This window comes from Pseudaminobacter soli (ex Li et al. 2025) (assembly GCF_003012705.1).
Taxonomy (GTDB): Bacteria; Pseudomonadota; Alphaproteobacteria; order Rhizobiales; family Rhizobiaceae; genus Pseudaminobacter; species Pseudaminobacter soli.
In genome coordinates, this window is sequence record NZ_PXYL01000018.1 from 23,340 (window position 1) to 41,086 (window position 17,747).

Here is a 17,747-nt window from a genome sequence, read left to right on the forward strand (position 1 = left end):
AACGATGATGACAGTTCGCAATCACATATTCGGCGCAGTCGCCGTCGCCGCGCTTCTCGCCGGCGCGCTGATATCACCTCGCCAAGCCTTCGCCGAGGATCCGGCCGTAGAGCCCGGCGTATTCAAGCTGGCGATCCAGCCCTGGCTCGGCTACGGCATGTGGTACATCGCCAAGGAGAAGGGCTTCTTCAAGGCCAATGGCCTCGAGGACGTTGAGCTGGTTAACTTCGTCGAGGACAAGGACATGGGCGCGGCGATCGCGTCGGGCCAGGTCAATGGCGACAATGAATCCATCCAGCAGTTGCTGGTTAAGGTGCAAGCCGGCATCCCGCTCAAGGGAATTCTGCTAATGGACGCCTCGACCAAGGCCGACGCGATCCTGATCAAGGGCGACGACATCAAGACGCCGGCCGATCTCAAAGGGAAGCAGGTGGCCTTTGAAAAGGGCGCCACCAGCGACCTGCTGCTGAACTACATCCTGCAGAAGAACAGCATGACCATCGACGACATCAGCGAACTGCCGATGCCCGCCGCCACTGCTGGCACCGCCATCATCTCGGGCACCGTCGCCGCCGCAGTCACCTACGAGCCCTACATTTCGACGGCTCTCGCCGCCGACAACAGCATCAAGGTGCTTGCCGAGGCTGGCGAGGCCCCCGGCCTGATCAGCGACATGCTGACCATTCCGGAGGACGTACTCAAGAACAAGCCAGGCCAAGTGCGCGCACTGCTGAAGAGTTGGGACCAGGCGCTGGACTTTTACCGCACCCACACCGAGGAAGGCCGCGCCATCATCGCCAAGGGTGTCGGCGCCGAGCCGTCCGAACTGGCGAGCGCTTTCGACGGCGTGTCCTACTACTCGGTCGCCGAGAGCCAAGAAGCGCTGAATGGCGTCTTCAAGTCGCAGACCTATCCGAGCATCCTGAAGGCTGCCGTCGCCGCCAAGATGATCGAGAACGACGTCCCCTACGAAAGCGCTGTCGACGCGAGCGTGTCGGCAGTGAAGTGACCGCCGACGGCTGGGCACGCCAGGGCATCTGACGATCCGGTGCCCGAACAGGAATTGGATCGCTGGCTCCGAAGGATTCGTGGCGGTCCGGGCCAGCCCACTCCTTGCCCGCGTCGGGGCAATCGCAATTCCCCCTCGACGAGCCTCGGCGTCGCTCGGCTGACCTCTCCCCAAGACGGGGAGGAGGAATCGACCAGCGCTGGCCACCTTGCTCCTCTCTTAACGGGAAGAAGGTGGCCGCGAAGCGGCTGGATGAGATGCGATTCGCGCGAGCAGCGAGAAACAAGAGAACGCCATCAATGGATTCAATTGCATTCCACGATCTGAGGAAGCTTTCGCCGGCGCAACGCGCGGCACTGCTGGAGCGCACCGAAGCCGACCTCTCGACCTATATGCGCGATGTCGAGCCGATCATCGCCGCTGTTCGCCAACAGGGTGACGCTGCGCTCATCGATTGCGCTCAACGCTTCGATGGCGTGACGCTCGATACGCTGAAGGTCTCGGCGGAAGCGATCGGCGCGGCCGAGAAGGAACTGGACGTCCGGCTGGTCGAGGCGATCAAGCTCTCGGTCGAGCAGGTCCGGCGGTTCCATGAGGCGCAGATGCCCGAGGAACTGTGGCTGTCCGAACGGACGCCAGGGGCCATGATCGGTGATCGCTGGACGCCGATCGACTCCGTCGCCTGCTACGTGCCCCGCGGCAAAGGCTTCTTCCCCTCCAGCGCCATCATGACCGCCGTTCCTGCAAAAGTGGCCGGCGCCCGCCGCGTCATCATTGTGACGCCACCCGGACCGGACGGCACCGCCGACGCGGCGACACGTTTCATAGCCTCGCTCATCGGCATCGATGATATCTATCTGTGCGGCGGCGCGCAGGCGGTGGCGGCGGTAGCCTTTGGCACAGAGACCGTGCCGAGCTGCGCCAAGATCGTCGGACCTGGCAGTCCCTGGCTGAGCGCCGCGCGGCAGATGCTGTCCAGCCGCATCGATCCCGGCAGCCCCGCCGGCCCGAGCGAGCTGATCGTCTACGCCGACAACACGGTGCCAGCGGAACTGGCCGCTTTGGATCTCCTGGTCGAATCCGAACACGGACCGGATTCGTCCGCCTTCCTAGTGACTGCGGACCCAGATGTCGCCCGCGCGGCGGCGGCGGCGATACCCGGCCTTTGGGGGAAGATGGGCGAATACCGCGCCGGTTTCTCACGCGCAGTTCTCGGCGGTAACAAGGGCGGCATTGTGCTCGCCCCCTCGATCGAAGCCGCTTTCGATTTCATCAACGACTACGCGGCCGAGCACCTCGTTGTCCTCTCGACCGCTGCGTTCGACCTGCTACCCCTGATCCGCAACGCCGGCGAGATCCTGCTCGGCCCGCACTCGGCTATCCCGATCGCGAATTTCGTGCTGGGGCCGAGCCATGTGTTGCCGACAGGCGGTCGGGCTGCTACCGCATCACCGCTGTCGGTGTTCGATTTCCTGAAACGTTCGTCGATAGCCTATGTCTCGCGGGCCGCTTACGAATGGCTGGCGCCAGCCGCTCGGGCCTTCGCGCATTATGAAGGCTTCCGGGCGCACGAGAACGCCGTATCGGAAATCCGGGAAGAGATCCTCTCCCGCGCCTCGGGCTGCAAATCGGTGACAAAGACATGAGCTATACGACCGCGAAAAGTGAGACTTTGCGAAAGAAGTCCGATCGGCGCCGCCGCAAATCCCTGCTCTCCATGAACACGGAGTTTCCGACCCCGACCTATGTCGGCATCGCAATTTGTGCTTTCCTGCTGTTGCTGGTGGCCTGGACGATCGTCGCCAGGCTCGGCCTGGTACAGCCGATTTTCCTGCCCTCCCCGCTCGCCGTGGTGACCAAACTGATCAAGCTTGCGCAGGACGGCACCCTGGGCAATGACGTCGCGATCAGCGTCTACCGCATCAGCATCGGCTTCCTCATCGCCTCGGTGATGGCGATCGCCACGGCGATCCTGATCGGCGCCTACCGCTTCTGGGAGGCGGCAATCGAGCCTGTCCTTGACTTCGTTCGCTACATGCCAGTCGTGGCCTTCGTACCGCTGTCAATCCTCTGGAGCGGCACCAGCGACGTGCAGAAGTTTCTGATCATCTGGATCGGCACCTATTTCCAGCAGGCATTGATGTTCAAGGACAACATCAAGCGCGTTCCCGCTGACTTCGTCGGCTTCGGGCGGACGCTCGGCATGAGCGACCTGCGCGTACTGATGCGCATCGTGGTGCCCTCGGCCATGCCGCAGATCTGGGATACGCTGCGCATCTCGCTCGGCTGGGCCTGGACCTGGGTGACGCTGGCCGAGCTCGTCGCCGCCAATTCGGGCCTGGGCTATCGCATCACTGTCGCTCAGCGCTACCTGCAGACCGACATGGCCATCGGCTACATCCTCGTCTTGGGCGTGCTCGGCCTCGCCACGGACCAGATCATGCGCCTCCTCGGCAGGCATTTCTTCAAGTACGAGAAGAGGACCTGAGATGACACCGCATCCCAAACTCAGCATTTCGGGCCTGAACAAGTCGTTCCGCAACCGCGCGGTTAAGGTGCTTTCCGACATCAACCTGGAGGTTGCCGACAACGAGTTCGTGTCGTTGGTGGGCGCCTCGGGCTGCGGCAAGAGCACGCTACTTGCCATCATCGCCGGGCTACAGGAGAGCGACAATGGCGATGTCCTCGTCGATGGCGCACCCATCTCCGGCCCTGGCATAGACCGCGGCGTGGTGTTCCAGTCCTACACGCTGCTGCCCTGGTTGACGGCGCAGCAGAACGTCGAGTTCGCGCTGCGCGAGACGCGCTACGACCCAAAGGAAATCGCCGACATCGCCCGCCACCACCTGGACCTGGTCAAGCTCTCGCGCTTCGCCGACAGTTTTCCAAGCCAGCTCTCTGGCGGCATGAAGCAGCGCGTGGCGATCGCGCGCGCCCTCTCATACCGCCCCAAGATCCTACTGATGGACGAGCCGTTCGGCGCGCTCGACGCGCTGACGCGCGGCCAGATGCAGGAATTGCTGATGCAAATCTGGCAGGAGCACAAGCTGACCGTGATATTCGTGACCCACGATGTGAGCGAAGCGGTCTACCTGTCAGACCGCATTTTCGTCATGGGCCTCAACCCGGGGCGCGTCAAGGAAACTATCCCGGTGTCGTTCGCGCGGCCGCGCACTGGCGACGAAGGACACGATCCTGAGTTGCGGGAACTCCAGGCGCGCGTGCTGAGATCCATCCGCCAGGAAACATCGGGCCAAGACGTCTACTGAGGGCTCTGTGGCATATGTGGAACGGCCCTGTTGGCAAGATATAGCTGCGTGAATCGCCATCGGACGGTGCAGTCATATGTCTGGCCCGTTTGACGCAGTCTTCGAATCGCCGCCGCTCACGGTCGGTTCCGCTTGAACGCGCCGCGTCCGATCGTCCGCGCAATTTCGCCTAGCTTCTGATCGCTCCGTGTCGGAATAAACCTTGCTACCGCTCCGAACTGCCGCCGTCGGAGTTTCAGCCCTCCGAGATTCCAGCTTGACGCCACTCTTGCGAGCGGACCGGGCTCAGCCTTTGTCTTCCGCGATCACGGGGCCCTCTTCTTCGTTTCAGGTGCCTCAGCTTCGGTGGCGCTCGGTTCTGGTTCAGGTGCCTAAGGGTCGGCCATGTGGTGCTCCACCAAGGGTTTGTGCCTGTCTTCAGCGCAGGCATCCCCGTTTTTTCATCACTCGGATCAGCAAGCGTTTGGCCGCCTTGGTGTTGCGGCGGGTCCGGACGATCTCTTCAAGCAGTCCCGATCGACGGCGCGCTATAGCCAATGTTGCTTCCCGCCGATCAAGACGGCCACCTCGTCGCTGGCGTCCGCTCGATCACCTGCTTGGATGGACCGCTCGTCCGTATGTATTCAACACCTGCTGCACGGATGCTACCAGCAGGTCGTGCGGCTTGGCGGAAAGTTTGCCTGCAGCGACATCGGGGTACAGCGATGCCAGATACTGGCTGACCAGCGTCTCGGGGATCTCCTTGCCCTCGAGGCGCGTGAGAAGCTGGTCGACCGCGGCGGCGGCCTCCTTGTGAGGCCAGTAGTAGCGAATGCGATCGCTGTAGCTGAAATGGCGTTGCAGTCTGAGTTCGCCTTCGTCGCCGTGGTAGTATTTCGCCCAGTCCTTCGGCTCGCCGACGAGCACCTTCTCCATCGTCGCGCGGAGCGTTTTGTCCTGCGGGACATCGGCAAAAACCGCCGCAATATTGTCCAGCCCGTAGAGCGCTTCGCGGAGCGCGAAGGTCAGCCCCGGCCCGACTTTCAGGATGGCGAAACCGTCCTCGACGAGGTTTCTCAGCGCGCTCTGCGGCTGGTAGTCGGTCGAATGCGCTTCGAAGATGAATTGCGGCATCTTTGAAAGGACGGCGCTGAGGGCCTTCGCCTCGCCGCGGTCATAGACGATGACGTTGTGGTTGCCGAACTCGACGCCCGGCTGCACGACGACGCCTATGGCACGCTCGAATGCGGCTTCAAGGCCAAGTCTGGCAAAGGACCTGCGATGAACCTCGACGGTTTCCAGCGCCGCCTCCGGGCTTGTCACCTGCAGATGATCCAGCTCCTCCATCGCCCCGCCAGGGATCGGTACCTCGGTGCCGATGATATAGACCGGCGCGTCGAAACCGGTTTGCGCTGCGGCAGCCTCCGACACCTTGGCCAGACCCGCCGCGCGCGCGGCCGTCACAGCGTCGGGAAGTGCCACGGCTTCGCCGGCACAGCCCATGCTGGTGTCGAGATGGATCTTGGTGAAGCCGGCCCGCACATAGGCGTCGATCATCACTTCGGCGCGCACAAGCGCCTCTTTAGCCGGCAGATGCTTCCACGGGTTGGGACCAAGATGGTCGCCGCCAAGAATGATGCGGCCCTTGTCGAAGCCGACCCGGTTGGCAATCGCTTCCACGAAGGTGCGGAAGTCGGCGGGCGTCATACCCGTATAGCCGCCCTCCTGGTTGACCTGATTGCAAGTCGCCTCGATCAGCACCTCGGTGCCGTCGGCGAGCCCCTGCAGCAGCGCAGCCTCGATGACGAGCGGATGAGCGGAGCAAACGGAGGTGATGCCCTGCCGGACACCATTCGCATAGCGTCGGGGAAGTTCGACAAGCAAGCGCGCGCTCACGCGGAGACTCCTGCGTTTGAGGAAATGAAGGCCTGGATCTCGGACATGGTCGACGTGCCCTCCATCGGCCCCTTGGCCAAGACGGCACGCGCGCCGCTGGCATTGGCGATCCGCAACGCCGCGTCCGGCGCCATGTCGCGCAGCCAGCACGTCAAGAAGGCGGCACCGAAGGAGTCTCCGGCGCCCGTTGGGTCGATTTCCGTCACCTCGAATGCCGGAACCAGAATGTCCGCCGATGCGGAATGAAAGCTCGCGCCGCCGGCGCCGCGTTTAACAACGACCGCCTTCACGCCGCGGTCGAGGATTTCAGCGATGGCGGCGCCCTCCTCCGTTGCCTTGGCAAAGAGGAAGATCTCCGATCCGCTGGGCAGGAAAAGATCGGCGTGCTCGAGCACGTGGACGAGCGCCTCGCGCATGCCAGGCAGGTCGAGCATTTCCTTGCGGATATTGGGATCGAAGGAGACGGTGCCGCCCTTCGCCTTGACGCGGTCGATCGCCGTGCGGATAAGCCCGACGATACCGTCGGAAAACAGCGACGAACCCATGACATGCAGATGATCGGCGCTGTCGATCAAGGCTTCGCCCGATGCGGTCAACCCGATTGCACCGCATGCGCTGTGCTTGATGTTGAAGATGAAATCGCGGTTGCCGTCCGGCCGGTAGCGAACGAACGCGCTGCCCGTCGGCAAGGTGGGATGGATATCGATCGCCGAAACGTCGACACCATCGCGGCCCAAACGCTCGATATTGAGCTGGCCGAAATCGTCTTCGCCGACGCAGCTGATCATGCCGCAAGGCTGGCCGAGCTTCGCGACCTGGTCGATGAAGATGGCAGGCGCGCCGGATGCGAACGGTCCGACCAGTGTGATGGCTTCACGGAAACCGAAACCAAAATCAGCAGCCATAATCTCGACGACGATCTCGCCAATCGTGATGATCTTCTTCATTGCTAGTCTCAGGCGTTTAGATGCGGGAGGATTTGCTGCGGACGTCGAGCCAGACGGCCAGAAGGATCACCACGCCCTTGACGATGAGCTGGTAGAAATACGGCACCGACAGCATGTTCATGCCGTTGTTGATGACGCCAATGATGAGCGCCCCGAGTAACGTGCCGACCATCGTGCCGACACCGCCGGCAAGCGAGGTGCCGCCGAGCACCACGGCCGCGATGGCGTCAAGCTCATAGCCCATGCCCGCATTGGTCTGGGCAGAGGAAAGGCGAGAGGACTGGAGGATGCCACTGACCGCCGCCATGACGCCGGAGATGCTGAAGATCAGGATTTTAAGCCGGTCTACGCGGATGCCCGAATAGACCGCCGCCTCGCGGTTGCCGCCGACCAGATAAGCGCGGCGCCCGAACACGGTCTTCGACAGGACGATCTGGTTTACGACAAAGAGGACGGCTACGATCCAGATGATGATCGGAATGCCGAGCCAGCTTTCCGTGCCAATCGCGGTCCAGGTCTCGTTCTCGATCATGGCCGGCGCGCCGTTGGTCGGCAGGCTCACCACACCGCGATAGATGCCCATGGTCGCAACCGTGACGATGAATGATGGGAGCAACAGTTTGGCGGACAGCACGCCGTTCAGCGCACCCAAGATACCGCCCGCGGCAAGCGTCAGCAGGATTGTCGGAACGAAGCCGAAGCCCATGGCAAAGCATTGTGCCCCGGCCATGCCGGCGACCGCGATGATGGAACCGACGGAAAGGTCAATCTCGCCGAGCAGGATGACGTAGGTCATGCCGAAAGCGGCAACGGCGATCACCGCCACCTGCTGCATGATGTTCATGAAGTTATTGAAGGCCATGAAGCGGGGGCTCAGCACCGAAAAGACGACGCAAAGCACCACGAGCGAGATGACGATGCCGCCATATTGCCGGACCAGGGGCGAAGAGAGCGGTCCTTGTCTGGTTTCAGCACTGATGGTCATTGTTTCATTCCCGCTGCATGGGTCATGACGGTTTCCGGGGCCAGACCCTCGGCCTCGAGGTTCGCGGTGACACGCTTTTCGTGCATCACCACGACACGGTCGCTGAGGCCCAACACTTCCGGTAGTTCGGAGGAAACCATGAGGATTGCCGTACCCTCCGCGGCAAGCTGGCGGACGATGCGGTAGATTTCGAACTTGGCGCCGACGTCGACGCCTCTCGTCGGTTCATCGAGGATGAGCAGGCGCGGACGCGTCTGCAGCCATTTGGCGATGACGATTTTCTGCTGGTTGCCGCCGCTGAGGTTGCCGGCGGCCGTGTCGAGATTGGCCGTCTTGATGGCAAGGCGTAGCACTTCGGCCTTGGCAGCGCTGCGCTCGCGCGACGAATTCACAAGGCCGAGCCCGCCAGCGAACTGTCCGAGCGCAACCATGTTGATGTTGCGTTCGACGCTGTGTGCGAGGACGAGGCCCTCTTCCTTGCGATTTTCGGTGACGAAGCCGATGCCGTGCCGGATTGCGTCGGAAGGTCCGCGCAGGCTGATCGTCTCACCGCCGAGGCGGATGCTGCCCTCTGCCGGGAGCAGGCCGAACAGGGCCTTCATGACATCGGACCGGCCCGAACCGACGAGACCGAACAGGCCGACGATTTCTCCCGGCCGCACATCGATCGAGACGTCGTGGAACTTGCCGGGACAAGACAGCTTTTCGGTGACGAGCAGCGGGGCGACTTGCGGCCCCGGGCGTGCGGCTTCGCGCGGCGGATAGATGTCCTTCATCTCGCGGCCCACCATCAGCGCGATCAGCTTGTCGATGCTGGTGTCTTCCTTGCGCGTGGTGGCAACATATTCGCCGTCACGCATGATCGTGATGTCGTCGGAAAGCCGCATGATTTCTTCCATGCGGTGCGAGATGTAGATCACCGCCGTTCCGCGCCTCTTCAGACGCTCGACGATGCCAAAAAGAATCTCCGCCTCACTGTCCGACAGCGAGGAAGTGGGCTCGTCCAGGATGACGACATCGGCGGGATGGCTGAGACCCTTGGCGATTTCGACCAGCTGGCGCTGGGCGATCGAGAGATCGCCGACCTGCGCGCGCACATAGATGGGCAAGCCAAGTTCGCCCACGATTTCAGCGGCACGCGCGTTCAGTGCGCGGTCGTCGATGAAGCCAAACCTGCCGGGCTCGTGAGTGGCAAGGACGTTCTCCGCCACCGAAAGATTGCGGCAAAGACTGAGCTCCTGGAACACGATTGCCAACCCGCGCGCCTTGGCTTCCCGGGGATTGCGAGGTGCATAGGGCTGCCCGCGCAGGAGGATCGACCCTGACGTCGGGCTGAACAGCCCGGCAAGGATCTTCATCAGCGTAGATTTACCGGCGCCATTTTCGCCGAGAAGCGTGTGTACGCGTCCGGGGCGAACATTGAGGCTCATGCGCTTGAGCGCAACCACCGGGCCGAAGGACTTCGCAACGTCCTTTATTTGCAGAACGAATTCGCCAGACGAATACGACATTTTCCCATTCCCGGCCTCCGGATGCCGTCCGGAGATCGGCCGCGACCACTGTGAGGGTTGCTCCGCGCCCGGGAGGATGAGAAGGCGCGGAGCGAAAACGGGCGGCGCAGCCGAGCGCGCCGTCGCCGTCAGGTTTACTTTTCTTCACCTTCCTTGGTGACGACGCCCGGAACGATAGGCTGCTTAGCTGGCACTTCCTCGCCCTTGAGGACCTTGCCAGCGGTCTCGACCGCAACCTTGCCCATCTGGTCAGGATACTGCGCGATGACGCCAGCCATGATCGGGTCGTTTTTCACGGCGTTGCGCGCTTCCTCCATGCCGTCAAAGCCGATCACCTTGACCTGGCTGTCGAGCTTGGCCGACTTGACGGCCGAGGCGGCGGCAAGAGCCGCATCATCGCCGAAGCCGAAGATGCCGACGACATCCGGGTTGGCCTGCAGGATGTTCTGCGCGGCCGAAAGCGCCTCGGGACGGGTGATGCCCGGCTGGACGGCAACGATCTTCAGGTCCGGATGACCTTCGAGACCCTTCTTGAAGCCTTCGACGCGATCCACCACCGACTGCACGGTTGGATAGTCGATGACGGCGACATTGCCCTTGCCACCGGTGAGCTTGGCCATCAGTTCGGCAGCCTTCACCCCGCCGGTGAAGTTGTCGGTGCCGATATGCGAGGTGACCTCGATGCCGTTGGCCAGAACGTCGACGGTGATGACCTTGATGCCCGCCTTCTGCGCCTTGGCGATTGCCGCGCGCACGCCCTGGCTGTCCACCGGCGAGATGATCAGGACATCGACGCCCTTGGTGATGAAGTCCTCGACGTCGGCGAGCTGCTTGCTGAGATCCTGGTTGGCGATGGAGATCTCGAGCGGAAGGTTTTCAGCCTTCGCCTCGGCCTTCATCGCGTCGGCGAGCGAAATGTAGAACGGATGCTGCTGGGTCAGCAGCGAAGCGCCAATGCCCTCGGCCGATGCGGCGGCTGCCAGCATGGCGGTCGCGGCCGCGGCGAGCAGAAACTTGGAAACGAGATTGCGTGACATGCTTTCCTCCTGGATTGGGGCCGACCTCCCCCTATCGCTTCAAGCCTTCCGTGAATCCGGAATTAGCAAGGCCGGAAAATGGGCAGTTCCGGGTCCTGTCGTGCGGCACCCGAATTTGCCTCGCAAATCCGATTGCGCCTCGAGCGAGCCAGCCCTCCACGATTGCGTGATGCAAAAATATGCATCATGTGTCAATTAAAAAGTTTTCGCGCGTAAAATTTTGGCATATGGAGTCCACAGGTTGGGCAACGGAAAGTTTTCGCGGGAATGGCCGCTTGCGCAGCCCTTTCGGGCGGTTTCTTGCCCCTTAATCGCTTGTCGGGTCGGCCCTAGCCCCGAATTTGGGCCGGCACATGTCGTGCGAACTTAGTTTGTTTACGTGCGTAAAACCGGCCTATACGGGTTGGAAGAGGGAATGAGGCTGATTCCGCCTGACGCACATGACGGAATAGACCTATGAGTGAACGTAAGATCCGCACCATGGAAGAGTTCGCCACAGCTTGTGGCGTGTCTCGTCCAACCGTCTCGAAATACTTCAACGAACCGGAAAGCGTGAAGAAGTCGACGCGCGACCGGATCGAGAAGGCCCTGAAGGATTTCGACTACCGGCCCAACATTTTCGCCATTAATCTGAACCGCAAGAAGCCGAAGAACATCGGCGTGATCGTGCCCCACATCTCGGACCCCTTCTATGCGGAGGTGGTTCGCCAGATCGAGATGCGCTGCCTACGCGAGGGCTATTGGGTGATCGTGCTGAGTTCCCACGGCGACCGCGAGCTGGAGGCGAATGCGATCAGAACCCTCCAGTCGCTCAAGCTTTCTGGGGCGATCATCGCCCCGCTCGGTTTCGATTCCGACCTGAAGCTCATCGACAGCCTCCGGGAGCAGATCCCACTCGTCTTCTTCGATAGCCGTATCGACGACGGGACACCCTTCGTCGGAACCGACAATGCGCAGAGCATTTCCCACATGGTGGACTATCTGCTTCGCACCGGAGAGAATCCGTGCTTCCTGGAGATGCCGTCTGTGAACCAAAACGCCGTCGAACGGCGTGATACCTATATCCGCACGATGGAACAGCGCGGCGTCGAACCCATCGTTCTGCCCGCGCGCTCAACAAGCTGGAGCTTCGAGGAACTGGGCTTCGTGGAGGCCAATCGCATACTCGATGAAGGCGGGTTTCCGACACGCACGGTGCTCTGCGCCAACGATCGCCTTGCCTTCGGCGTCATCGCCGCTGCGTTCGGCCGGCGCCTAAAAGTCGGGATCGATCCTGAGAGTTCCCTCCGAGTGGCGGGTCATGACGACCACCCGTTGAGCCGCTTCACCTGCCCACCGCTGACGACAGTCGCTCAGGACTATCAGGGTATTGCCTCGGTGGGGTTCGACATGCTTCTGGCCAGGATCGGCCAAAAGCCGAAGGCATCTGCGAGCCGATCCGACATCAGGCGGCTTGATGCCAAGCTGATCATGCGCGGCTCGGCGTGAGAAGAACGCAACTGAAACACAGCCCAAATCGTCCGGCAGCGGAATGGAGAAATAGTGGCGGAGTGCCCCCGACCGAAGGCGCCCGCCGTGCGCTCGATCAGCCAGCTCGAACAAAACGATATCCCCATTCACATTTAAAGGATCTTCCTCAGTTTGTGTGGTGATGCGGATTGGTGAGGGGAAGCATGCGTGCTCTGAGCACTCTGGAATATTCATGAATTCCGTCCGCATACCAGCTTGCGCCCACGCTTCTCACCTTCGACCGCGGCACCGAGTTCCGGACTAGACATATCCACAGGCCGGCCTCGGCGTTCAGACCTGGTTTTATGAGCCCCAGGCACCCTGGCAGAAAGGCCGGGTCGAAACACCAATCTCCGGGCCCGCAGGCGGCTTCGCGGGACGCGGACCGTTGTCGGTCGACGATCACGATCTCAAGCGGCGACGCGCCACCACAACTCGACCCCGCGCAAATGTGTCGGTTTCAGAACACGGGCGTGAGTGTTTCGGCAGAAGCTGCTGGCCGCTCGGCGGTGAACCGGCTACCGCCCCGGCTGCAAAGTCGCACTTCGTTGAGAACTCACATCTGCAGGAAAGCGGTGGCGTTTGTATCGGTGAGCGTTGTCAAGGGTCGGCGATAGACACTCTACGTCACCCGCTCCAGCCAGTGTGCGATTTGCGGCAGTTCTTGACCCGTTTATCAGGGGTTCACAAGCGTAGCTCTCGCAGAGAGCTACGCTGATGGTTCCCTCGCTTGATCAGTTGGCCCAGCTGCGCTCCAGGACGCTGATCCAGTTTTCGTGGCAGATTTTGCGTAGCGCTGCATCGTCGTAGCTAGCGTTGCGCAGCGCTGCGACCAGGAGCTGCAAATCGCCGGCGTCGCGCATCGCGGCGGGAATGGTCGTGCCATCGAAGTCCGAGCCAAGTGCTACGTGATCGATGCCGATGCGGTCGACGATATAGTCGACATGCCGCACCAACCCTTCAAGCGCGGTATCGGGGTTCTTCAGCCCATCCTCGCGGAAGAATGACACGCCGAAATTCAGACCAACCAGCCCGCCCGTGTCGCGGATGGCGTCGAGCTGCTTGTCGGTGATATTGCGGCTGTGCGGGCACAGCGCGTGCACATTGGAATGCGAAGCCACCAGCGGCGCGTCGGAAATAGCGGCGATGTCCCAAAAACCCTGCTCATTCATATGCGACAGGTCGACCATGATCTTCAGCTCGTTGCAGGCGCGGATGAGCGCTTTGCCGCGATCGGTGAGGCCGCCGCCGATATCGGGAGAGCTGGGGAAGCGGAACGGCACGCCATAGGCGAAGATGTTGGGGCGGCTCCAGACTGGTCCCAACGTGCGCAGGCCTGCCTGATGCAGCACATAAAGCTCGTCGAGATCGGAGCCGATCGCCTCCGCGCCTTCGATATGGAAGACGGAGGCGAAGACGCCGGCCTGCATTGCAGCCCGGATGTCATCTGCCGTGCGGCAGATGCGCAAAGACCCTTCCGATTTGCGCGCGATGCGCGCCAGAAGTGACGCCATCGCCAGCGTGGTGGCCAGTGCATCTGCGTGGCTCGGCGTTGGATAGTCGCCATTTGCGTCCAGCTCGCGCGACGGCGAGGGCACATAGATGGCGCACAATCCGCCAGCTAGGCCGCCCTTGCGAGCCCGCGGAAGATCGATGTGCCCGACAGTCTCGCCCTTGATGAAGCGCTTTTCCGGCTCCGGCTCGGAAGACAGGTGAAGACGCAGCAGTGCGTCATTATGGCCATCGAAGACGGGGATGATCGAATCTGTCGTCATCGGCTGCGAACCTTCTGCAGATGATGGGAGGGGGAGGATGAGTCCGTTTGCGGAGCTGTCGTAGTGAACTGCCTGCTCGCAAATAGCAAATTCGATTTCGGCTACTTTCCATTCCGATCATGCATGCGGCACAAAACGGCCGTCGCGGACATTCATATGCAAATAATGCATGGTCACTGGCCAAAATCTGCATTGGCCCGTTCATTACCGATCGTGATAAGTCGCGCCACAAAATGTCCGCATTAGCGTCTAGGCAAAGCGGTCTGGCAGCCTTTGGGCAAAATTTCTCCACCAGTAAGTTGGGAAGGAACAGCGAATGATTTCGAGGCGTGGTTTTTTGGTCGGAAGCGCGGCAGTGCCGTTCCTTTCCTACGCGAGCATCATCCCCACCTTTGCCGCCGGCCGTCAGGACATCCTCGTCGTCGCCCAGCAGCTCGACAACATGACGAGCCTCGACCCGCATGAAAGCTTCGAGGCCGTCGGCAGCGAAATCTGCTCCAACATCTACCAGCGTCTCGTGCATCCGGCCTTCGACGACCCGGAGAAGATCGAAGGCGGCGTTGCCATTTCCTGGGAAGCCGATGCCGAAAGCAAGGTCTTCACCTTCAAGATCAACCCGGAAGCCAAGTTCGCCAGCGGCTCGCCGGTAACGGCTGAAGATGCCGCCTTCTCGCTCCAGCGCGCCATCAAGATGGACAAGGGCGCGGCCTTTATCATCAACCAGTTCGGCTTCACGCCCGAAAACGTCGAGAAGTCGATCGTTGCGGTGGACGCCAGCACGCTGACGCTGACCGTCGAGACGCCGACGTCGCTGGCCTTCCTGCTCTACTGCCTGTCGTCCAGCGTCGGCAGCATCGTCGAGAAGAAAGTGGTACTGGAAAACGCCTCGGGCGACGACCTCGGCAACGGCTGGCTGCAGAAGAACAGCGCCGGCTCCGGCGAATGGGTGCTCATGTCGTGGAAGCCAAGCGAAAGCATCATGCTCTCGGTCAACCCGAACGGCGCCTACAAGGGCAACGTCAAGCGCATCATCCTACGCCATGTGGTCGACCCGTCCTCGCAGCTCCTGATGCTGCAGAAGGGCGACGCCGACATCGCGCGCAACCTCACCACCGAGCAGCTTCGCGTGCTGCAGGGCGACGAGAACTACAATGTGATCCGCAAGGGCGTGGCGGGCCTCGTTCTGATGTCGCTCAACCAGAAGAACGAAAACCTCGCCAAGCCACAGGTCTGGGAAGCCATCAAGTGGGCCGTGGACTACAAGGGCATCCAGGAAAACATCGTTCCCCTGACCCATGAGATCCACCAGACCATCGTTCCGAACGGTTTCGCCGGCGCGGTCAACGACACGCCGTTCCACAAAGACATCGAGAAGGCCAAGGCGCTGATGGCCGAGGCTGGCCTTGCCGACGGCTTTGACATCGTCATGGACCATTATTCGGCTCAGCCCTACCCCGACATCGCGCAGGCCATCCAGGCCAATCTGCGCGAGATCGGCATCCGCGTGCAGCTCCAGGCTGCCGAGAACCGCCAGGTTCTGACCAAGATGCGCGCCCGCGAGCACCAAATCGCGCTTTCTGCCTGGGGTTCGGACTACTTTGACCCGAACACCAATGTCGACGTGTTCTGCAACAACACCGACAATTCCGACAACGCCAAGAACAAGCCGTTCGCCTGGCGCTCGTCCTACTTGAACGAGGAGTTCGCCAAGAAGGCAGTGGCCGCGCGTGACGAGCGCGATCAGGCAACGCGCATCAAACTCTACCAGGATCTGCAGCGCGAATTCATGCAGAACAGCCCCTTCATCGTCATGCTGCAGAAGAGCGAGATCGCAGCCTGCCGCAAGGATGTGACGGGCATGCATCTGGGCACGCTGTCCGATTCCCATTCCTATGCAGGGATTGCGAAGGCTTGAGCAAAGGATTGAAAAATCTGACGGGCATCCTGAGCAGCGTTCTCCTGACGCTGCTCGGACTTGCGATCGTCACCTTCATGATCGGCCGGGTAATGCCGGTCGATCCGGTGATCGCGGCGGTAGGCGACAACGCCCCCGAAGCGGTCATCAACCGCGTGCGGATGGAAATGGGGCTGGACCAGCCGCTGGTCTTCCAGTTCCTGCATTATCTGTCCCAGATCGTCCACGGCGATTTCGGCAAGTCAATCCTGACCCGCAATCCGGTCACCGAGGACATCGCGCGCTATTTCCCCGCGACGCTTGAGCTGGCCACTGCTGCATTGCTTATCGCCGCGGTCATCGGCATTCCGCTTGGCGTCTGGGCAGCGGTGCGCCAAGGCAGACTGACGGACCAGATCATCCGCGTCGTCTGCCTAGCCGGCCATTCGGTGCCGGTTTTCGTGCTTGCGCTGATCTCGCTGCTGGTTTTTTACGCGGCGCTGGGCATTGCGCCGGGACCGGGCCGGCAGGACATCATCTTCGAGGGTATGGTGCCGCATGTCACCGGCCTGCTCACCGTCGATTCCATTATCGCCGGAGACTGGGATGCCTTCCGGGACGCGCTGGCGCATATGGTGCAGCCGGTAGTCATTCTGGCCTATTTCAGCATGGCCTACATCACCCGCATGACGCGCGCCTTCATGCTCGATGCGTTGAAGGGCGAGTTCGTCATCACCGCACGCGCCAAGGGCCTTTCGGCGGCGGCTGTCATCTGGAAGCACGCCTTCCCGACGGTAGCGGTTCAGCTCGTGACAGTGCTGGCGCTCACCTATGCCGGTCTGCTGGAAGGTGCGGTCGTCACCGAGACCGTGTTCGCCTGGCCGGGGCTCGGGCAATATCTGACTGTCTCGCTGATGAATGCGGACATGAACCCGGTGGTCGGCGCAACTCTGCTGATCGGCGTCATCTATGTCGGCCTCAACCTGCTTGCCGACATCCTCTACAAAGTTCTGGATCCTCGCGTTCGATGATACCCGCATCCTTCCACAACTGGGCGCTGGATGAGACCCCGACGTCCCGGTCGCAGGCGGCCTGGGGCCGTCGCTACCGCGTCTGGCTCAACCTGACGTCCAACCCGCTAGCGATGATCGGCCTGTTCATCATCGTGGCATTCGTCGTCCTGTCGCTGCTGGCGCCACTGCTCGCGCCCTATGATCCGGGCTATCAGGAACTCAGCAACCGTCTTGCCCGCCCCACCGCCGAACACTGGTTCGGTACGGACGAGCTTGGCCGCGACATCCTCTCGCGCATTCTCTATGGCGGGCGGGTCACGCTCGGCATGGTGATTGCGGTGGTCGTTCTCGTCGCGCCGATCGGGCTGGCCGTGGGCTGCGTGGCGGGTTATTTCGGCGGGGTCGTCGATAGTGCGCTGATGCGCGTAACGGACGTGTTCCTTGCCTTCCCGCGCCTCATCCTCGCGCTGGCCTTCGTCGCCGCATTGAAGCCCGGCGTGGAAAGCGCAGTGCTTGCCATCGCGCTGACCGCATGGCCGCCCTATGCACGCCTGGCGCGCGCCGAAACGATGACCATCCGCAGAAGCGACTTTATTGCAGCCTGCCGTCTTACCGGCGCTTCGCCGTGGCGCATCATCGCCCGCCACATCGCGCCGCTCTGCGTGCCAAGCCTCATCGTGCGCATTACGCTCGACATGAGCTCCATCATCATCACCGCGGCGAGCCTCGGTTTCCTCGGCATGGGCGCGCAGCCGCCTTCGCCCGAATGGGGCGCGATGATTGCGACCGCAAAGCGCTTCATCTTCGAGCAATGGTGGGTCGCCACCATTCCGGGAATTGCGATCTTCCTCGTCTCGCTCGCCTTCAACTTCCTCGGTGACGGTCTGCGCGACGTGCTCGATCCGAAGCAGAACTAGGATAAG

Annotated in this window: 14 protein-coding genes and 1 pseudogene; 8 read left to right on the forward strand and 7 right to left on the reverse strand. The window is 61.8% G+C overall.

Annotation, left to right across the window (positions count from 1 at the left end):
• Positions 1–4 precede the first annotated feature (4 nt).
• The 4 genes from C7I85_RS24435 to C7I85_RS24450 all read left to right on the forward strand — a co-directional run bounded on the left by C7I85_RS24435 (position 5) and on the right by C7I85_RS24450 (position 4,278).
• A complete protein-coding gene (locus tag C7I85_RS24435) occupies positions 5–1,009 on the forward strand; it encodes an ABC transporter substrate-binding protein (RefSeq protein WP_106726622.1) in 1,005 nt (334 codons plus the stop codon).
• Positions 1,010–1,308: 299 nt separating this feature from the next.
• Positions 1,309–2,655: a histidinol dehydrogenase gene (hisD, locus tag C7I85_RS24440; RefSeq protein WP_106726623.1), complete on the forward strand. Its 1,347-nt coding sequence runs from the start codon at positions 1,309–1,311 to the stop codon at positions 2,653–2,655.
• Positions 2,652–3,497, forward strand: a complete 846-nt coding sequence (locus tag C7I85_RS24445) for an ABC transporter permease (RefSeq protein ID WP_106726624.1) — start codon at positions 2,652–2,654, stop codon at positions 3,495–3,497. The genes hisD and C7I85_RS24445 overlap by 4 nt, the downstream gene beginning before the upstream one ends.
• A gap of 1 nt (position 3,498) precedes the next feature.
• Positions 3,499–4,278, forward strand: coding sequence for an ABC transporter ATP-binding protein (locus tag C7I85_RS24450; RefSeq protein ID WP_106726625.1), 780 nt, complete (start codon positions 3,499–3,501; stop codon positions 4,276–4,278).
• 429 nt (positions 4,279–4,707) lie between these two features.
• Here the strand turns inward: C7I85_RS24450 and C7I85_RS32340 are convergent.
• The 6 genes and pseudogenes from C7I85_RS32340 to C7I85_RS24480 form a co-directional block, all read right to left on the reverse strand.
• Positions 4,708–4,850 (reverse strand): annotated as a pseudogene (locus C7I85_RS32340) (DDE-type integrase/transposase/recombinase); the annotation flags it as partial.
• A 16-nt stretch (positions 4,851–4,866) separates the two neighbouring features.
• The gene (locus tag C7I85_RS24460; protein ID WP_106726626.1) at positions 4,867–6,153 is read right to left on the reverse strand and encodes a D-tagatose-bisphosphate aldolase, class II, non-catalytic subunit; all 1,287 of its coding nucleotides are present in this window, start codon (positions 6,151–6,153) and stop codon (positions 4,867–4,869) included.
• The gene (locus C7I85_RS24465; RefSeq protein WP_106726627.1) at positions 6,150–7,100 is read right to left on the reverse strand and encodes a tagatose kinase; all 951 of its coding nucleotides are present in this window, start codon (positions 7,098–7,100) and stop codon (positions 6,150–6,152) included. The genes C7I85_RS24460 and C7I85_RS24465 overlap by 4 nt, the downstream gene beginning before the upstream one ends.
• A gap of 16 nt (positions 7,101–7,116) precedes the next feature.
• Positions 7,117–8,085 (reverse strand): ABC transporter permease, encoded by a 969-nt coding sequence (locus tag C7I85_RS24470; protein WP_106726628.1) that lies wholly within the window; start codon positions 8,083–8,085, stop codon positions 7,117–7,119.
• Positions 8,082–9,596: a sugar ABC transporter ATP-binding protein gene (locus C7I85_RS24475; protein WP_106726629.1), complete on the reverse strand. Its 1,515-nt coding sequence runs from the start codon at positions 9,594–9,596 to the stop codon at positions 8,082–8,084. The genes C7I85_RS24470 and C7I85_RS24475 overlap by 4 nt, the downstream gene beginning before the upstream one ends.
• 134 nt (positions 9,597–9,730) lie before the next feature.
• Positions 9,731–10,633, reverse strand: coding sequence for a substrate-binding domain-containing protein (locus tag C7I85_RS24480; protein WP_106726630.1), 903 nt, complete (start codon positions 10,631–10,633; stop codon positions 9,731–9,733).
• A gap of 456 nt (positions 10,634–11,089) precedes the next feature.
• On the opposite strand from C7I85_RS24480, the gene C7I85_RS24485 reads away from it, so the two are divergent.
• Entirely contained in the window at positions 11,090–12,121 is a 1,032-nt protein-coding gene (locus C7I85_RS24485; protein WP_106726631.1) for a LacI family DNA-binding transcriptional regulator, read from the forward strand.
• A gap of 755 nt (positions 12,122–12,876) precedes the next feature.
• On the opposite strand, the gene C7I85_RS24490 is transcribed toward C7I85_RS24485, so the two are convergent.
• Positions 12,877–13,917: a dipeptidase gene (locus tag C7I85_RS24490; protein ID WP_106726632.1), complete on the reverse strand. Its 1,041-nt coding sequence runs from the start codon at positions 13,915–13,917 to the stop codon at positions 12,877–12,879.
• 316 nt (positions 13,918–14,233) lie between these two features.
• Here C7I85_RS24490 and C7I85_RS24495 point away from each other — a divergent pair, with 316 nt between their 5' ends.
• The 3 genes from C7I85_RS24495 to nikC are packed head-to-tail and all read left to right on the forward strand — an operon-like array spanning position 14,234 to position 17,741.
• Positions 14,234–15,832 (forward strand): ABC transporter substrate-binding protein, encoded by a 1,599-nt coding sequence (locus tag C7I85_RS24495; RefSeq protein ID WP_106726633.1) that lies wholly within the window; start codon positions 14,234–14,236, stop codon positions 15,830–15,832.
• Positions 15,829–16,842, forward strand: coding sequence for an ABC transporter permease (locus C7I85_RS24500; RefSeq protein WP_106726634.1), 1,014 nt, complete (start codon positions 15,829–15,831; stop codon positions 16,840–16,842). The genes C7I85_RS24495 and C7I85_RS24500 overlap by 4 nt, the downstream gene beginning before the upstream one ends.
• Positions 16,839–17,741 (forward strand): nickel transporter permease, encoded by a 903-nt coding sequence (gene nikC, locus C7I85_RS24505; protein ID WP_106726635.1) that lies wholly within the window; start codon positions 16,839–16,841, stop codon positions 17,739–17,741. The genes C7I85_RS24500 and nikC overlap by 4 nt, the downstream gene beginning before the upstream one ends.
• Positions 17,742–17,747: the final 6 nt, after the last annotated feature.

Bases quoted from the DNA above. Each gene is read 5' to 3' on its own strand.
- C7I85_RS24435 (WP_106726622.1), top strand. From the start codon at position 5: ATGATGACAGTTCGCAATCACATATTCGGCGCAGTCGCCGTCGCCGCG.
- hisD (WP_106726623.1), top strand. From the start codon at position 1,309: ATGGATTCAATTGCATTCCACGATCTGAGGAAGCTTTCGCCGGCGCAA.
- C7I85_RS24445 (WP_106726624.1), top strand. From the start codon at position 2,652: ATGAGCTATACGACCGCGAAAAGTGAGACTTTGCGAAAGAAGTCCGAT.
- C7I85_RS24450 (WP_106726625.1), top strand. From the start codon at position 3,499: ATGACACCGCATCCCAAACTCAGCATTTCGGGCCTGAACAAGTCGTTC.
- C7I85_RS24465 (WP_106726627.1), bottom strand. From the start codon at position 7,100: ATGAAGAAGATCATCACGATTGGCGAGATCGTCGTCGAGATTATGGCT.
- C7I85_RS24470 (WP_106726628.1), bottom strand. From the start codon at position 8,085: ATGACCATCAGTGCTGAAACCAGACAAGGACCGCTCTCTTCGCCCCTG.
- C7I85_RS24475 (WP_106726629.1), bottom strand. From the start codon at position 9,596: ATGTCGTATTCGTCTGGCGAATTCGTTCTGCAAATAAAGGACGTTGCG.
- C7I85_RS24480 (WP_106726630.1), bottom strand. From the start codon at position 10,633: ATGTCACGCAATCTCGTTTCCAAGTTTCTGCTCGCCGCGGCCGCGACC.
- C7I85_RS24485 (WP_106726631.1), top strand. From the start codon at position 11,090: ATGAGTGAACGTAAGATCCGCACCATGGAAGAGTTCGCCACAGCTTGT.
- C7I85_RS24490 (WP_106726632.1), bottom strand. From the start codon at position 13,917: ATGACGACAGATTCGATCATCCCCGTCTTCGATGGCCATAATGACGCA.
- C7I85_RS24495 (WP_106726633.1), top strand. From the start codon at position 14,234: ATGATTTCGAGGCGTGGTTTTTTGGTCGGAAGCGCGGCAGTGCCGTTC.
- nikC (WP_106726635.1), top strand. From the start codon at position 16,839: ATGATACCCGCATCCTTCCACAACTGGGCGCTGGATGAGACCCCGACG.